11 protein-coding genes are annotated in these 13,522 nt (G+C 74.4%); 6 read left to right on the top strand and 5 right to left on the bottom strand.

The window, feature by feature from the left end; translation table 11 throughout:
• Nucleotides 1-11: 11 nt before the first annotated feature.
• Genes J2X59_RS02305 through mtrA form a run of 3 tightly spaced genes read right to left on the bottom strand, consistent with a single transcriptional unit; the run spans nucleotide 12 to nucleotide 4,080 of the window.
• Nucleotides 12-1,691: an LpqB family beta-propeller domain-containing protein gene (locus tag J2X59_RS02305; protein WP_326495551.1), complete on the bottom strand. Its 1,680-nt coding sequence runs from the start codon at nucleotides 1,689-1,691 to the stop codon at nucleotides 12-14.
• Nucleotides 1,691-3,400 carry an MtrAB system histidine kinase MtrB gene (gene mtrB, locus J2X59_RS02300; RefSeq protein WP_326495550.1) on the bottom strand — a complete coding sequence of 570 codons (1,710 nt, stop codon included), beginning with the start codon at nucleotides 3,398-3,400 and terminating at the stop codon, nucleotides 1,691-1,693. The genes J2X59_RS02305 and mtrB overlap by 1 nt, the downstream gene beginning before the upstream one ends.
• A gap of 5 nt (nucleotides 3,401-3,405) precedes the next feature.
• A complete protein-coding gene (gene mtrA / locus J2X59_RS02295) occupies nucleotides 3,406-4,080 on the bottom strand; it encodes an MtrAB system response regulator MtrA (protein WP_066658387.1) in 675 nt (224 codons plus the stop codon).
• 150 nt (nucleotides 4,081-4,230) lie between these two features.
• Between mtrA and J2X59_RS02290 the strand changes: the two genes are divergently transcribed.
• From J2X59_RS02290 to J2X59_RS02270, 5 genes are read left to right on the top strand one after another with little or no spacing between them, the layout of a single operon-like run.
• Nucleotides 4,231-5,604: a glycerophosphoryl diester phosphodiesterase membrane domain-containing protein gene (locus J2X59_RS02290; protein ID WP_326495549.1), complete on the top strand. Its 1,374-nt coding sequence runs from the start codon at nucleotides 4,231-4,233 to the stop codon at nucleotides 5,602-5,604.
• Complete coding sequence (locus J2X59_RS02285; RefSeq protein WP_066654974.1) at nucleotides 5,571-6,236, top strand: DUF4129 domain-containing protein; 666 nt, start codon at nucleotides 5,571-5,573, stop codon at nucleotides 6,234-6,236. The genes J2X59_RS02290 and J2X59_RS02285 overlap by 34 nt, the downstream gene beginning before the upstream one ends.
• Complete coding sequence (locus J2X59_RS02280) at nucleotides 6,233-7,489, top strand: DUF4350 domain-containing protein (RefSeq protein WP_326495548.1); 1,257 nt, start codon at nucleotides 6,233-6,235, stop codon at nucleotides 7,487-7,489. The genes J2X59_RS02285 and J2X59_RS02280 overlap by 4 nt, the downstream gene beginning before the upstream one ends.
• Nucleotides 7,486-8,553 carry an AAA family ATPase gene (locus tag J2X59_RS02275; protein WP_374109591.1) on the top strand — a complete coding sequence of 356 codons (1,068 nt, stop codon included), beginning with the start codon at nucleotides 7,486-7,488 and terminating at the stop codon, nucleotides 8,551-8,553. The genes J2X59_RS02280 and J2X59_RS02275 overlap by 4 nt, the downstream gene beginning before the upstream one ends.
• Entirely contained in the window at nucleotides 8,553-9,911 is a 1,359-nt protein-coding gene (locus tag J2X59_RS02270) for a DUF58 domain-containing protein (protein ID WP_326495547.1), read from the top strand. The genes J2X59_RS02275 and J2X59_RS02270 overlap by 1 nt, the downstream gene beginning before the upstream one ends.
• A 42-nt stretch (nucleotides 9,912-9,953) precedes the next feature.
• Here the strand turns inward: J2X59_RS02270 and J2X59_RS02265 are convergent, their stop codons facing one another.
• Nucleotides 9,954-10,949: a stage II sporulation protein M gene (locus J2X59_RS02265; protein WP_066654991.1), complete on the bottom strand. Its 996-nt coding sequence runs from the start codon at nucleotides 10,947-10,949 to the stop codon at nucleotides 9,954-9,956.
• A 62-nt stretch (nucleotides 10,950-11,011) separates the two neighbouring features.
• On the opposite strand from J2X59_RS02265, the gene J2X59_RS02260 reads away from it, so the two are divergent.
• The gene (locus J2X59_RS02260) at nucleotides 11,012-11,881 is read left to right on the top strand and encodes an RDD family protein (protein ID WP_326495546.1); all 870 of its coding nucleotides are present in this window, start codon (nucleotides 11,012-11,014) and stop codon (nucleotides 11,879-11,881) included.
• A gap of 59 nt (nucleotides 11,882-11,940) precedes the next feature.
• Here the strand turns inward: J2X59_RS02260 and ahcY are convergent, their stop codons facing one another.
• The gene (gene ahcY, locus J2X59_RS02255) at nucleotides 11,941-13,419 is read right to left on the bottom strand and encodes an adenosylhomocysteinase (protein WP_326495545.1); all 1,479 of its coding nucleotides are present in this window, start codon (nucleotides 13,417-13,419) and stop codon (nucleotides 11,941-11,943) included.
• Nucleotides 13,420-13,522 lie beyond the last annotated feature (103 nt).

The following is a 13,522-nucleotide window of genomic DNA, read 5'->3' as shown; positions in this document are numbered from 1 at the left end:
CGCGTGCCGCGTCAGCGCTGGGTACCGAGCACGTCCGCGGCGACCCCCGTGGTGTCCCAGCGGCCGCCGGTGGACTGCAGGACCGTGCCGTCCGACATGCGCAGCAGGACCGATCCGCCGCTGCCGCCCGCCACCGAGGTCGCCGTCCCGTCCGGCTTCGGCAACGTCGTCGACTGGCCGCCGACCGTCGACCGGACGACCTCGGGGCCGGCCTCCGTCTGCCCGACCGACACGACGTCGCTGTCGTTCACCCAGGCCGCACCGACGGCGTCACCCGTGGTCGCCTGCACGCGCACCGGCGAGCCGAGGCCCGTCGGCGTGCGGTCGCTGCCGCGGACGATCGCCATCACGTACAGGGCGGGCCCGTCGCCCGTCTCGATGAGGGCGAGCGCCCGTGTGGAGTCGCGGGAGATCTGGAACGAGACGAGCCGACCGCGTGGCAGCGTCGTGGCGACCTCGTGCGGGTCGCCACCCAGCCCGTACGCCGTCACCCGGCTCGTGTCGTCACCGCTGCCGACCCAGACGAAGCCGAGGTCGTCGAGCGTCGGCGGGACCAGTCCGTCGGTCGCGTCGATGCGCAGTGCGTCCCGACCGCGCACCACGACCACGCCGCTGGCGTTGCCCACCGCGGCGACCGTGCCGGACGTGGAGAGCGAGAACGACTCCGGGTCGAGGGAGGCGATCGTCGTGCTCGCGTCGCCGCCGAGGGCCGCGATCCGACCGTTGCCCGTCGCGTACCCGACCTCGTCGTCGCGGTCGACGAGCGGTCGCGGGTCGACGTCGGGGTTGAGACGCGCCGTCGCGTCCTGCTGCTCCGGCTCGGCGAAGGTCGCCCCCTCGATGGTGATCGAGACGGACGACACCGAGGCGACCGACGCGAGCGAGCGGGTCAGCTGCTCGCGCATGCGCGCCTTGTCCTCGCCGCTCGAACCGAGGGCGTCGCGCGACAGGTCGACGAGCGCGGAGCCGTTCTCGATCGTGACCGCGTTGAGCGAGAGCTGCGTCCCCTCCGGGAAGGCCGACACGACGGCGCCCTTGAGCCAGTCGGACGGCCCGGCCAGCAGCGCGCTGGCGATGCGGGTGCTCGTGGACGACCGGGCGAGGAACCACCGTTCGTCGGGTACGAGGTAGCGGTACGTCGGATCGAAGAAGTACAGCGCGTGCTGCTGGAACTGCGACTCGAAGCTCACGGGCGTGAGGATGATCCCGTCCGGGGCGTAGGCGATCCGCCACTCCCCGCCCTCGCGGACGAACTGGAACGTCAGGGTCGACGTCGTCGGCCGGACCGCCTGGGTGTACTCGCCGTCGGCGTCGACGGTCGCACTGGCGGTCAGCGTGTAGGTGAGCTCGCGGTCGGCGACCCGCTCGATCGCGCCGCTGCCCTGCAGGACGGTGACGCCGCGGCGCGGGTTCCACTTCTCGGCGAACCCCGTGGCGAGGAACTCGCGGGCGGTGCCGTAGTCGTCCTGCGCGCCGGTGCCGGCGGCGACGAAGCCGCGCAGGATCGCGGTCTGGTCCATGCCGGCGACCGGTCGGTCCGGGCGGAGCTCGAAGCCGGAGATCGCCTCGTCCTTCACCGACTGCCCGGTACGCACGCCGCCACCCGTCGGGATCGCCGCGCACGCCGAGAGGGCGACCACGGAGAGCGCCGCGAGCGTCACCACCACCAGGGTCCGGAGTCGTGCGCGCATCAGTCCTCCCCCCGAACGGCGCGGGGGCCGTCGTAGGTCTCGTCGAGTTCGGGCAGCGGGATGGCGGAGGTCGCGGTGCCGAGCGACTCGCCACGCGGCAGGGTCAGCACGAACGTCGAGCCCTCGCCGGGGCGCGACCACACGTCGATCCGACCGCCGTGCAGGTTCGCGTCCCCGAGGGAGATCGCGAGACCGAGGCCGGTGCCGCCGATGGTGCGCTTGCGGCTCGGGTCGGCGCGCCAGAAGCGGTCGAACACCCGCGCTGCGTCCTCCGGTGGCATCCCGACGCCCTGGTCACGGACCGCGATCGCCACGGACCGGGAGTCGCTGTCGACGACGACCTGGACGGGCTTCGCGTCGCCGTGCTCGACCGCGTTGCCGACCAGGTTCCGCAGGATCCGCCGGATGCGCTTCGCGTCGAGCTGCATCGTGGTGTGGCCGCCGGGGGTGACGAGCTGCAGGTCGACGCCGGCACGGTCGGCGAGCGGGCGGAACTCCTCGACGATGTCGGCGGCGAGCGCGGCGGGCACGACGGGTTCGGTGTCGAGCTGCACCGCCTGGGCGTCGTAGCGGGAGATCTCGAGCAGGTCGGCCAGCAGCAGCTCGAAGCGCTCGACCTGTGCGTGCAGGAGCTCGGCGGACCGGCTCACCGACGGCTCGAAGGCGTGCCGCGAGTCGTAGAGCATGTCGCCCGCGAGCCGGATCGTGGTCAACGGCGTGCGGAGCTCGTGGGAGACGTCGGACACGAAGCGCTGCTGCACGCGGGAGAGCTCGGCGAGCTGGGTGATCTGCCGGCTGACCGCGTCGGCCATGTCGTTGAAGCTGCGCGCGAGGATCGCGATGTCGTCGTGACCCCGGACCGGGATGCGCTCGTCGAGCCGGCCGGCGGCGATCTTGCGACTCGTCTCGGCGGCACCGCGGATCGGCACGACGACGAGCCGCACCACGAGCGAGGTGACGAGCGCGATGAGGACGATGAGTGCGACGCCGCCGACCGACAGCGTCTGTGACACGAAGTCGAGGGTCTGCTGCGCGTCGGACAGGTCGTACACGATGTAGAGCTCGTACTGTCCGGCGCTCGGGACCTGCAGGACGGACCCGACGGCCAGGCCCGGCTCGCGGCGGCCGCCGTCGTCGAGCTGCACGGGCTGCAGGCTCAGTCGCCCGGTGTCCTTCCCGACCTCGCGGCGCAGGGCGTCGGTGATCACGGCGTCCGGGAAGCCCTGGCTCGCGAGGTTCTGCAGGGTCTGGGGCGTCGACTGGCCGGGCGTCCGCTCGATGGCGATGCTCGTGCCGCCCGGGCTCGTCGTGTTCGAGAGGATCGCCTGCTGCGCCTCGCTCTGCAGGGTCTCCAGCTCGGTCTGGTTGTTGTCCTCGGCCGCGGTCGCCGCGTCGAAGATGCCCTGCGCGACGATCGTCGCCCGGGCCGACTCGGACTCGATCTGGTCGCGGCGCTGCGCGTAGACGTTGTTCGAGATGCTGATCATGACCGCGGTGCCGATGACTGCGACCGCGAGGCCGGTCGTCGCGACGGTGATCGCGACGCTGCGCACCATGAGCGACCGGCGCCACAGCCAGGCGACCGCGTACCACCCGCGACGGAGCCAGCGGCGGAGCCGACGCCGCACACGGGCGGCGCGACCGGGGAACCCGCGGCCGGCCCGCGGTGCGCCCCCGCCCCCCGCGGTACCGGACGACGCCGACGGCACGGTGCTCAGGCTCCTCCGGCCCGGTAGCCGACACCGCGGACGGTGGTGACGATCTTCGGGTTGTCCGGGTCGTGCTCGATCTTCGCGCGGAGCCGCTGCACGTGGACGTTCACGAGCCGGGTGTCCGCCTTGTAGTGGTAGCCCCAGACCTGGTCGAGGAGCATCTCGCGGGTGAAGACCTGGTTCGGCTTCTCGGCGAGCGCGCGGAGCAGGTCGAACTCGAGCGGGGTGAGCGCGATCACCGTGTCGCCGCGACGGACCTCGTGCGCGGCGACGTCGACGGTCAGGTCGCCCGCGTGCAGCACCGACGCGTCCCCCGCCGTCGGCCGCAGCCGCGTCTTGATGCGCGCGACGAGCTCCTTCGGGTTGAACGGCTTGACGACGTAGTCGTCGGCACCGTTCTCGAGGCCGGCGACGACGTCGGCGGTGTCGCCCTTCGCCGTCAGCATGATGATCGGGGTGCCGCTGTCCGCGCGGATCCGCTTGCAGACCTCGATGCCGTCGATCCCCGGCAGCATGACGTCGAGCAGCACGAGGTCGGGCTTCGTGCTGTGGAACGTCTCGACGGCGTCGTTGCCGTCGGCGCTGAACTCCGGGTCGTACCCCTCGGAACGGAGGACGATGCCGATCATCTCGGCGAGGGCCTGGTCGTCGTCGACGACGAGGATGCGCGGTGTCATGTGCATGGACTCCGTGGGACGGGCGGCGGTGCCGAGAGCCGGCACCCACAGTCACGATAGCCGAGCACCCGTCGCACCGGGATCTTGCGACAGTATGGGTGCACGGTCGTGCGTTCCGCTGCGCGACACGAGCACGACGAGGGGGCGGCGATGGCCGACTGGCAGGTTCCGGGATCCGGTGGGGGCGAGGACCGGACGGGAGGCCCGTCCCACCCCGCAGGGCAGCCGTCGTCCGCCGGGTGGTCGGGGCAGCAGCCGTGGCCGGCCCAGCAGGGCTGGCAGCAGCACGCCGGCCCCGGGCGTCCCGGTCCCGGTCCGCAGCGACCGCCGGCGCAGCGCCCGGTCGTCCCGCTCCGTCCGCTCGGCCTGGGCGACGTGCTCGCGGGGGCGTTCACGGTGTTCCGGCGGAACCCGCGCGTCCTGCTCCTCTGGAGCCTGCTGCTCAGCGGTGTGCTCGGGCTCCTCGCGACGCTGGCGAGCACCTTCGGGCAGCAGTCGCTGCAGGCGCGCAGGTCGTCGGCGGTCGAGGCCGGCGGGAGCGGCGCGGGGGACGTCGTCGCCGGGTCCGTGACCCTCTTCCTCGTGCTCTCGGTCGGGCTGCCCTTCCTGGCCTACCTGGGCCGGGCCTTCCTCGTCGCGCCGGTCGCGGCGGACACCGGGCAGCGCGTGCTCGGGCGCCGCGCGAGCTTCCGCGGCCTCTGGGCGCTCCTCGCCGGTCGGCGGTGGCCGGTCCTCGCGTGGATCCTGCTGCAGCTCGCCGCGGGCCTGGTCCTCGGCGCGGTGTTCGGCGGACTCGTGGTCGGCATCGCGGCCGGTCTGGTCGCGGGTCGCTCCGGCATCGGCGGCTTCATCGGCGCGTTCTTCCTGCTCGCCCTCGGCGCACTCGTCGTGGTCGCCTGGCTGGCGACGAGGTTCGCGTTCACCGTCCCCACGATCGCCCTCGAGGGCCGGGGCGTCTTCTCGGCAGCGGCGCAGTCGTGGCGACTCACCCGCGGGGCGTTCTGGCGCACCTTCGGCATCGTCCTGCTCGTCCAGGTCGCATTCGGGATCGCGGGGTCGATCGCGTCGATCCCGCTCACGTTCGGCACGGTCCTGGCCATCGGCGCCTTCGACCCGCTCGGTCAGACGGGCGCGGCCGCCGGTGTGGGCGTCGGGGCCGTCGTGGCGATCGTGCTCGGTGCGCTGCTGTCCATCGCCGTGCAGTGCGTCACCGACGTGCTCAGCGCCTCGGTCCTGACCTTCCTCGCCCTCGACCGCCGCATCCGCACCGAGGCGCTCGACCAGCGGATCGCCGCGCACCTGGACACCGGGGAGCCGTCGGACCCGTTCGCACCGGCGCCCGCCGTCGCCCGCCCGCCGTGGCCCGGTCAGCAGGGGCCCGGACAGCAGGGCCCCGGACAGCCCTGGCCGGGTCAGCCGTCGACGCAGCAGTGGCCCGGCCCGCAGCAGCCCACGCAGCAGTGGCCCGGCCCACAGCAGCCGTCGCAGCAGTGGCCGGGGCAACCGTGGCCGGGCGGCTCGTGACGCTCGGTCCGGACGAGGCACGTCGACTGCTCGAACGCGAGCTCGAGCGAGCCGACTACGACGGTGCGCGCGCGACCTGGTGGGACCGGGCCTCGCGCCACGTGCTCGAGTGGCTCGGGTCCTTCCGCCCGGGCGGCGGGCTGGACTCCCCCGTCCTCGGGCAGTCCGTGCTCTGGATCGCGGTCGTCGTGCTCGTGGCGGTCGTCGTGCTCGTGGTCGTCGCCCGCGGTCTCCCCCGTCGCCGGGCCCGCACCGCGCGGTCCGACGACGGGAGCGTCTTCGACGCCGACGACGTCCGGTCCGCCCGCGAGCTCGGCGACGCCGCCCGCTCCGCCCTGCGCGCGGGCGACTGGTCCGCCGCGGTCCTCGACGGGTACCGCGCCGTCGCGCGCGGACTCGCCGAACGCGACCTCGTGCGCGAGGTCCCCGGCGCCACGGCACGGGCCGTCGCCGGCCGCGCGGCACCGTGGTTCCCCGACCACGCGGACCGGATCGACCGGGCAGCGCGCGCCTTCGACGACGTCCGGTACCTCGGCACCGAGGCCGACGAGGCCACGGCACGCTCGGTCATCGACACCGAGGCGACGGTCCGCGGTGCCCGACCCGCGGTCGCACCGGCGGTGTCGACGTGAGCGCCGCCGCGACCGCGATCCGCGTCGTCCGCGCCCCGGGCAGGCTCGGTCGTGTCGCCTTCTGGGTCGTCATCGTGCTCGTCGGCCTGCTGCTCGCCGGGCTCACCGCGGCCGTGCAGTCCTCCACCGACCCGTCCCGCGAGCCGCTCGACCCGGCCTCGACGACGGCGAGCGGTGCCCGGGCGCTCGTCCGGGTGCTCGAGCAGCAGGGCACCCGGGTCGACGTGGTCGACCGCGTGGACGGCCTCGACGGCGACGCACTCCGCGGTGCGACGCTCCTGGTCGACGACTCCGCCGGCGCCCTCGACGCCGGGGTCGCCCGCCGACTCGGTCGCTCGGCCGAGCACGTCGTCCTGGTCACCACGGACCAGGCCGTACTCGACGCCCTGGGCCTCGACGTGGTCGCCGCCGGCCCCGTGCTCGGGGACGACACCGTCGCGACCACCGGGTGCGCCGTCCCGGCCGTCGCCGCCGCCGAGCGCATCACCACGAGCGGCCAGGGCTACCGCCCGCCGTCGGACGGCCCCGTCCCGTCCGGCACCGACCTCTGCGCCACGACCGGCAGCGGGGACGACCGCGTCGCCGGCATCGTCCGGACCGCCACGCCCGGCGGCGACGTCACCCTGGTCGGCACGACGGGGGCGCTGCGGAACGACACGATCACGACCGCGGGCAACGCCGCCTTCGCACTCGACCTGCTCGGTTCCGGTGACCGGCTCGTCTGGTACACGCCGACCCGGACGTCGGCCGACGCCGCGCCGACGATCGGCTCGCTCGCACCGTCGTGGGTGCCCGGCGCCCTGCTGCTGCTCGGCCTCGTCGCGGTCGCGGCCGGTGTCTGGCGCGGTCGCCGGCTCGGGCCGCTCGTCGTGGAACGGATGCCCGTGGTCGTCCGCGCCTCCGAGACCACCGAGGGGCGCGCACGCCTCTACGCCAGGACCCGGGACCGCACGCACGCGCTGGACACCCTGCGGCTCGCAGCGCTCCGACGGGTCGGGCACCGCCTCGGGTTCCCCCGCGGTGCGCACGTCGACGAGGTCGTCCGTGCCGCGGCCCGCGCGACCGGTCGTCCCGACCCCGCCGTCGGCGCCGTCCTGGTGGGCGGCCCGACGACCGACGACCGTGCGCTCCGCGACGGCGCAGCGGCCCTCGACGAGCTCGAGCGTGCCGTCCGCGCGGCGACCGGCGCCCCCGTCCCGCAGACCTCCACCCCCCGAACGCCCCACCGCAACCGACGAGGAGCACGACCGTGACCGATCCGTCACCCGCCCAGGAACCGAACGGCACGACCCGGACCGACGCTGCGTCCACCACCAGGACGCGGCCCGCCACGGAACCGGACGCCACGGCACGCCCGACCGGCGGCACCGACGCGCTCCGGGACGCCTTCGGCCGGCTCCGCGCCGAGGTGGGCAAGGCCGTCGTCGGCCAGGAGGGCGCCGTGTCCGGGATGATCGTCGGCATCCTCGCGCAGGGCCACGTCCTGCTCGAGGGCGTCCCCGGCGTCGCGAAGACGCTGCTGGTGCGCAGCCTCGCAGCGGCCATGTCGCTCGACACGAAGCGCATCCAGTTCACCCCGGACCTGATGCCCGGGGACGTCACGGGCTCGCTCGTGTTCGACGCGTCGACCGGCACCTTCCCGTTCCGCGAGGGCCCGGTCTTCACGAACGTGCTGCTCGCCGACGAGGTGAACCGCACGCCGCCGAAGACGCAGTCCGCACTGCTCGAGGCGATGGAGGAACGCCAGGTCAGCGTGGACGGCGCCGCGCGGCCGCTGCCCGACCCGTTCTTCGTCGCCGCGACGATGAACCCCATCGAGTTCGAGGGGACCTACACGCTGCCGGAGGCGCAGCTCGACCGCTTCCTGATGAAGCTCACGCTCGACGTGCCGCCCCGGGACGTCGAGTGGCAGGTGCTCCGTCGGCACGCGGACGGCTTCGTCCCGCGGGACGTCCGGTCCGCCGGAGTCCGGCCGGTGCTCGGCGTCGACGAGGTCCTCGCGGCGCAGCGGGCCGTCCGCGCTGTGGGGGCGCGCGACGACGTCCTGGCGTACGTGGTCGACCTCGCCCGCGCCACCCGGCAGGCGCCATCCGTCCGCATCGGCGTGAGCCCCCGCGGTGCGACGGCGCTCCTCGCCGCCGCGAAGGCGTGGGCGTGGCTCACCGGCTACGACGCGATCACGCCGGACCACGTGCAGGCGATGCTCCTGCCGGTCTGGCGGCACCGGCTGCGCGTGGCCGCGGACGCCGAGCTCGAGGGCGTCGGGGCGGACGGGGTGCTGCAGCAGGTCGTCGAGCAGGTCCGGGTGCCCTTCTAGTGGCCGTCTCCGGTCGCTTCGTCGCGCTCCTGGCGGTCGCGATCGTCCCCACGGTGCTGCTCGGCAGCGCCTGGGGCGGCGTGGCGTGGGCGGCCGTCGTGGTGCTCGCCGCCGGGCTCGACGTCCTGCTCGCCGCCGATCCGGGCTCGGTCCGCGTCGAGCGACGGATGCCGCAGCTGGTCCGACGCGGCAGCACCGCCGACGGCACGCTCGTCCTGGCGAACGACGGACGTCGGCCGCTGCGCGCGGTCGTCCGGGACATGTGGGAGCCCTCCGCCGGCCACGGGCCGCACCGGATCCGCTCGACGGTGCCCGCCGGGGAACGCCGGACCGCCCGGGTGCGCTTCACGCCCTTCCGTCGCGGCCGTCGCACCAGCGCCGGGGTCGCCGTCCGGTCCTTCGGCCCGCTCGGCCTCGCCGCCCGGCAGGCCGTCCTGGACGCGCCCGGTTCGCTGGTGGTCACGCCGCCCTTCCGATCGCGTCGGCACCTGCCCTCCCGGCTCGCCCGGCTCCGCGAACTCGACGGTGAGACCACCCTGCAACTGCGGGGTCACGGGACGGAGTTCGACTCCCTGCGCGACTACGTGCGCGGCGACGACGTGCGGTCGATCGACTGGCGCGCGACCGCCCGGCGGCAGGACCTGGTCGTCCGGACGTGGCGACCGGAGCGTGACCGCCGCGTCGTCATCGTCGTCGATGCCGGTCGTGCCGGCGCCGGACGCGTCGACGACGAGCCGCGGCTCGACACGTTCATCGAGTCCGCGCTGCTGCTCGGCGCGCTCGCGACGGCTGCCGGCGACCGGGTCGAGCTGGTCGTGCTCGACGACACCGTCCGCGACCGGGTCCACGGTGCGACGCGGACCGACGTGGTGCGACGCTTCGGCGAACGGCTCGCACTCGCCGAGCCGGGCCTCGCGGCGACGGCCTGGTCGGCGGTCCCGGCAGCCGTCGACGCCGTGACGACCTCACGTTCGTTCGTCGTGCTCCTGTCGAGCCTGGACTCCGTCGGCGCCTCGGCCGACCTGCTCGCGGTGCTCCCCCGGCTCGCGCGACGGCACGCCGTCGTCGTCACGAGCATCGCGGACCCGGCCGTCGAGCGGATGGCGAGCGGGGTCGCCGAAGCCGGTCACGGGACACCGGAGCAGCGGGACGGACGGATGTCGCGCCTCCTGGCCGGGTCCGGTGCCGAGCGCGACGTCTACCGACGAGCGGCCGCGGAACGGACCCTGCTCGACGCGGACGGCGTCGGGGACGTCGCACGCCGGGCCGGCGCCGAGGTCGTGCGCGGTGGGCCCGGGACCGTGCCACCGGCCGTCGCCGACGCGTACATCCGCGCGAAGGCGGCCGGCCGGCTCTGAGCCGCGGGCGGCGGGCGCACGACCCACGGCGCAGCCCTCGGCTCAGCCCGCGGTGAGCGCCGTCGCGCCGCGCTCGAACTCCTCGACGTCACCGCGCTCACCCGCGCGGAACGCACGGCCGCCGAGCACCCACTGGTACCAGAGCACCGCGGCCAGTGCGACCGTGCCGATCCCGATCTTCACCGGCCACGGCCAGTCCTGGCGGGTCACCACGCCCTCGACCAGCCCGGAGAGGAGCAGGGTGAGCGCGAGACCGACCGCGACCGTGAGGAGGGCTCGACCGTCCTCCGCCAGGGCCTGCGCCCGCGTGCGCGCACCGGGGGCGATCCACGACCAGCAGATCATCAGGCCGGCGGCACCGGCGAGGAAGACCGAGTACAGCTCGAGCTGACCGTGCGGAGCGATCCAGAGGAAGAAGTCGCCGAGCCGCCCCTGCGAGTGCATGATCGCCGCGGAGACGCCGAGGCTCACCGCGTTCTGCACGATCGACACCGGGACGTAGAGCCCCGTGATGCCGAAGGCCACCATGCGTGCCGCGATGAAGGCGTTGTTCGACCACACCTGCGCGGTGAACGCCCCCAGGCCGTGGTCGGAGTAGTACGCCTGGAAGTCCTCCGTCGCGTACTGCCGCAGGGCCTCCGGCGTGCCGAACGTCGTGACCGCTCCCGGGGTCGACGCGATCCACACGGCCACGATCGCCGTGATCGCGACCGTTGCCGCCGCGACCCAGACCGTGACCCAGCGGATGCGGTACAGCGCCGCCGGGAGGTGCCGCGCGAAGAACGTCGTGACGGCGGTCAGGGGGTCGACCGGCGTGCCCGTGAAGCGCAGTCGTGCGCGGAACACGGTGCGGGACAGGCGGTCCCCCACCGCGGAGCCGGGCGCGACGCCGCGGACCCGCGCGAGGTCGGTCGCGACCTCCTGGTAGCCGCTGACCAGCCGGTCCGCGTCCGCGCCCGACCCGTGTCGGGCGCGGGCGAGCCGGTCGACCTCGTCCCAGCGGTCGCCGTGCACCGCGCTGTAGGCCTCCAGGTCCACGTGCCTCCCCCGATCGCACACACCGGGCCCCCGAGGGGACCCGCTCACGAGAGAATGATCCCATGGGGAAGACGCGCGTGCCACGCGACCTGTCCGACGCCCGCTTCGGCGGGACGCTCGACGAGACCGCCGACGAGCTCGTCGTCGGCGAGGCCGTCGCGCTCGACGTGCAGCCGGCCGGCATCGTGCTGCGACTCGCGGCGGCGCTGCTCGACGGGGTCTGCCTCGTGGCGCTGCTCGCCATGCTGCTGTTCGGGCTCGCGAGGGTGTGGCCGCCCGGCGCCGACACCGTGTGGCTGCTGCCCCTCGGCATCGGGGCCGCGGTGACGGTGCTCGTGCTCGTCCCGGCCGGGGTCGAGACCGTCACGCGGGGCAAGAGCGTCGGACGGTACGCCGCCGGGACCCGGGTGGTGCGGGTCGACGGGGGCGCGATCGGGTTCCGGCACGCCTTCACCCGCGCACTGGTCGGGCTGCTCGAGCTCTGGTCCACCCTGGGCTCCGTCGCGTTCGTCGTGGCGCTGTTCGGCTCGCGCCCCAGACGCCTCGGCGACCTGCTCGCCGGCACCTTCGTGCAGCACGAACGCGGCGCACGTCGGCGTGACGTCGAGGTCCTGCTGCCGGTCGAACTCGTGCCGTGGGCAGCGGTGGCGGACGTGTCGGCGCTGCCGCAGCGGCTCGAGGACCGCCTCGGGGCCTTCTTCCGGTCGGCCGGCGACCTGCGGCCGGAAGCGCGCGAGACCGCCGCGCGGATGCTCGCGGCGGCGGTCGCGGAGCACGCCTCACCGGTGCCGGACGTCCACCCCGAGGTGTTCCTCGCGGGCGTCGTCGCCGTGCGGCGGGAGCGCGACGTGCGGGCACTGCGGGCGCGGGCAGCACTGCTCGACGGTGCAGCGGCCGTCGCCGGGGCGAGGCCGCCGGGCTTCCCGCGCTGAGGCGCTGGCGCCGCCCCGCGCGGCGACGGGAGCCGAGCAGCAGCGCGGTGCCGGCGCGGTCAGTACCGGTAGTGGTCCGGCTTGTAGGGGCCCTCGACGGGCACACCGATGTAGGCGGCCTGCTCCGGCCGGAGCTCGGTGAGCCGGACCCCGAGGGCGTCCAGGTGCAGGCGCGCGACCTTCTCGTCCAGGTGCTTCGGCAGCACGGAGACCCCCGTCGGGTACTCCTCGCGCCTCGTGTGCAGTTCGATCTGCGCCAGGACCTGGTTCGTGAACGAGTTGCTCATCACGAACGAGGGGTGCCCCGTCGCGTTGCCGAGGTTCATCAGCCGCCCCTCGCTCAGCACCAGGACCGAGCGGCCGTTCGGCAGCCGCCACTCGTGCACCTGCGGCTTGATCTCGACCTTCTCGACCCCCGGCAGCGCCTCGAGCCCCGCCATGTCGATCTCGTTGTCGAAGTGTCCGACGTTCGCGACGACCGCCAGGTGCTTCAGCGCGAGCACCTCGTCGACCCCGACGACGCCGAGGTTGCCGGTGCAGGTCACCACGATGTCGACCTCGCCGGCGACGTCCGCCAGCCGGGCGACCTGGTAGCCGTCCATCGCCGCCTGCAGTGCGCAGATCGGGTCGACCTCGGACACGACGACCCGGGCGCCCTGGCCGCGGAGCGCCTCGGCGGCGCCCTTGCCGACGTCCCCGTAGCCCACGACGAAGGCGACCTTGCCGCCGATGAGCACGTCGGTGGCCCGGTTGAGCCCGTCGGGCAGCGAGTGCCGGATGCCGTACTTGTTGTCGAACTTGGACTTCGTCACCGAGTCGTTGACGTTGATCGCCGGGAAGCGCAGCTGGCCCTTCCGAGCGAGCTCGTACAACCGGTGCACGCCCGTGGTGGTCTCCTCGGTGACGCCCTGCACCTCGGCCGCGATGCGGGTCCAGCGATCGGTGGAGCGCTCGAGCGACGCGGCGACGGTCGCGAGCACGATCCGCCACTCGGCGCTCGCGTCGGCCCCCGGCTCCGGAGCACGTCCGGTGGCCTCGGCGTCCGCACCGGTGTGCAGGAGCATCGTCGCGTCCCCGCCGTCGTCGAGGATGAGGTTCGGCCCCGTCCACGACTCCCCCGCTGCAGCGGCCTCGGCGCTCCAGTCGAAGATGCGGTCGGTGCACCACCAGTACTCGTCGAGCGTCTCGCCCTTCCACGCGAACACCGGGACGCCCGCGGGTGACGCCGGGGTCCCCGTGGGCCCCACAGCGACCGCCGCGGCGGCCTCGTCCTGCGTGGAGAAGATGTTGCAGCTCGCCCAACGGACCTGCGCGCCGAGGGCGACGAGGGTCTCGATGAGGACCGCGGTCTGGACCGTCATGTGCAGGGACCCGGCGATCCGCGCACCGGCGAGCGGCTGCGACGGCCCGAACTCCTGACGCAGGGCCATCAGGCCCGGCATCTCGTTCTCGGCCAGGCGGATCTGGTGGCGACCCGCCTCGGCGAGGGCGAGGTCGGCGACGCGGAACGGGGCGGCGGTGCGGGTCTCGGTCGACATGGCGTCAGTCTGGCACGCCGGGAGGCGCGGACCGTCAGACGACGTCACGGACGTCGGGCGGGCCTCCAGGCCGCACCGGGAGACGCTGGACGGACCGGCTCAC

The sequence above is a fragment of the Curtobacterium sp. 260 genome (genome assembly GCF_030803485.1).
Taxonomy (GTDB): domain Bacteria; phylum Actinomycetota; class Actinomycetes; order Actinomycetales; family Microbacteriaceae; genus Curtobacterium.
Note: the sequence above shows the minus strand (reverse complement) of the source record. Positions and strands in the feature narration are given on the sequence as shown.

Coding starts and splice junctions, on each gene's coding strand:
- J2X59_RS02305 (WP_326495551.1), bottom strand. CDS start 1,691: ATGCGCGCACGACTCCGGACCCTGGTGGTGGTGACGCTCGCGGCGCTC.
- mtrA (WP_066658387.1), bottom strand. CDS start 4,080: ATGACACCGCGCATCCTCGTCGTCGACGACGACCAGGCCCTCGCCGAG.
- J2X59_RS02290 (WP_326495549.1), top strand. CDS start 4,231: ATGGCCGACTGGCAGGTTCCGGGATCCGGTGGGGGCGAGGACCGGACG.
- J2X59_RS02260 (WP_326495546.1), top strand. CDS start 11,012: ATGGGGAAGACGCGCGTGCCACGCGACCTGTCCGACGCCCGCTTCGGC.
- ahcY (WP_326495545.1), bottom strand. CDS start 13,419: ATGTCGACCGAGACCCGCACCGCCGCCCCGTTCCGCGTCGCCGACCTC.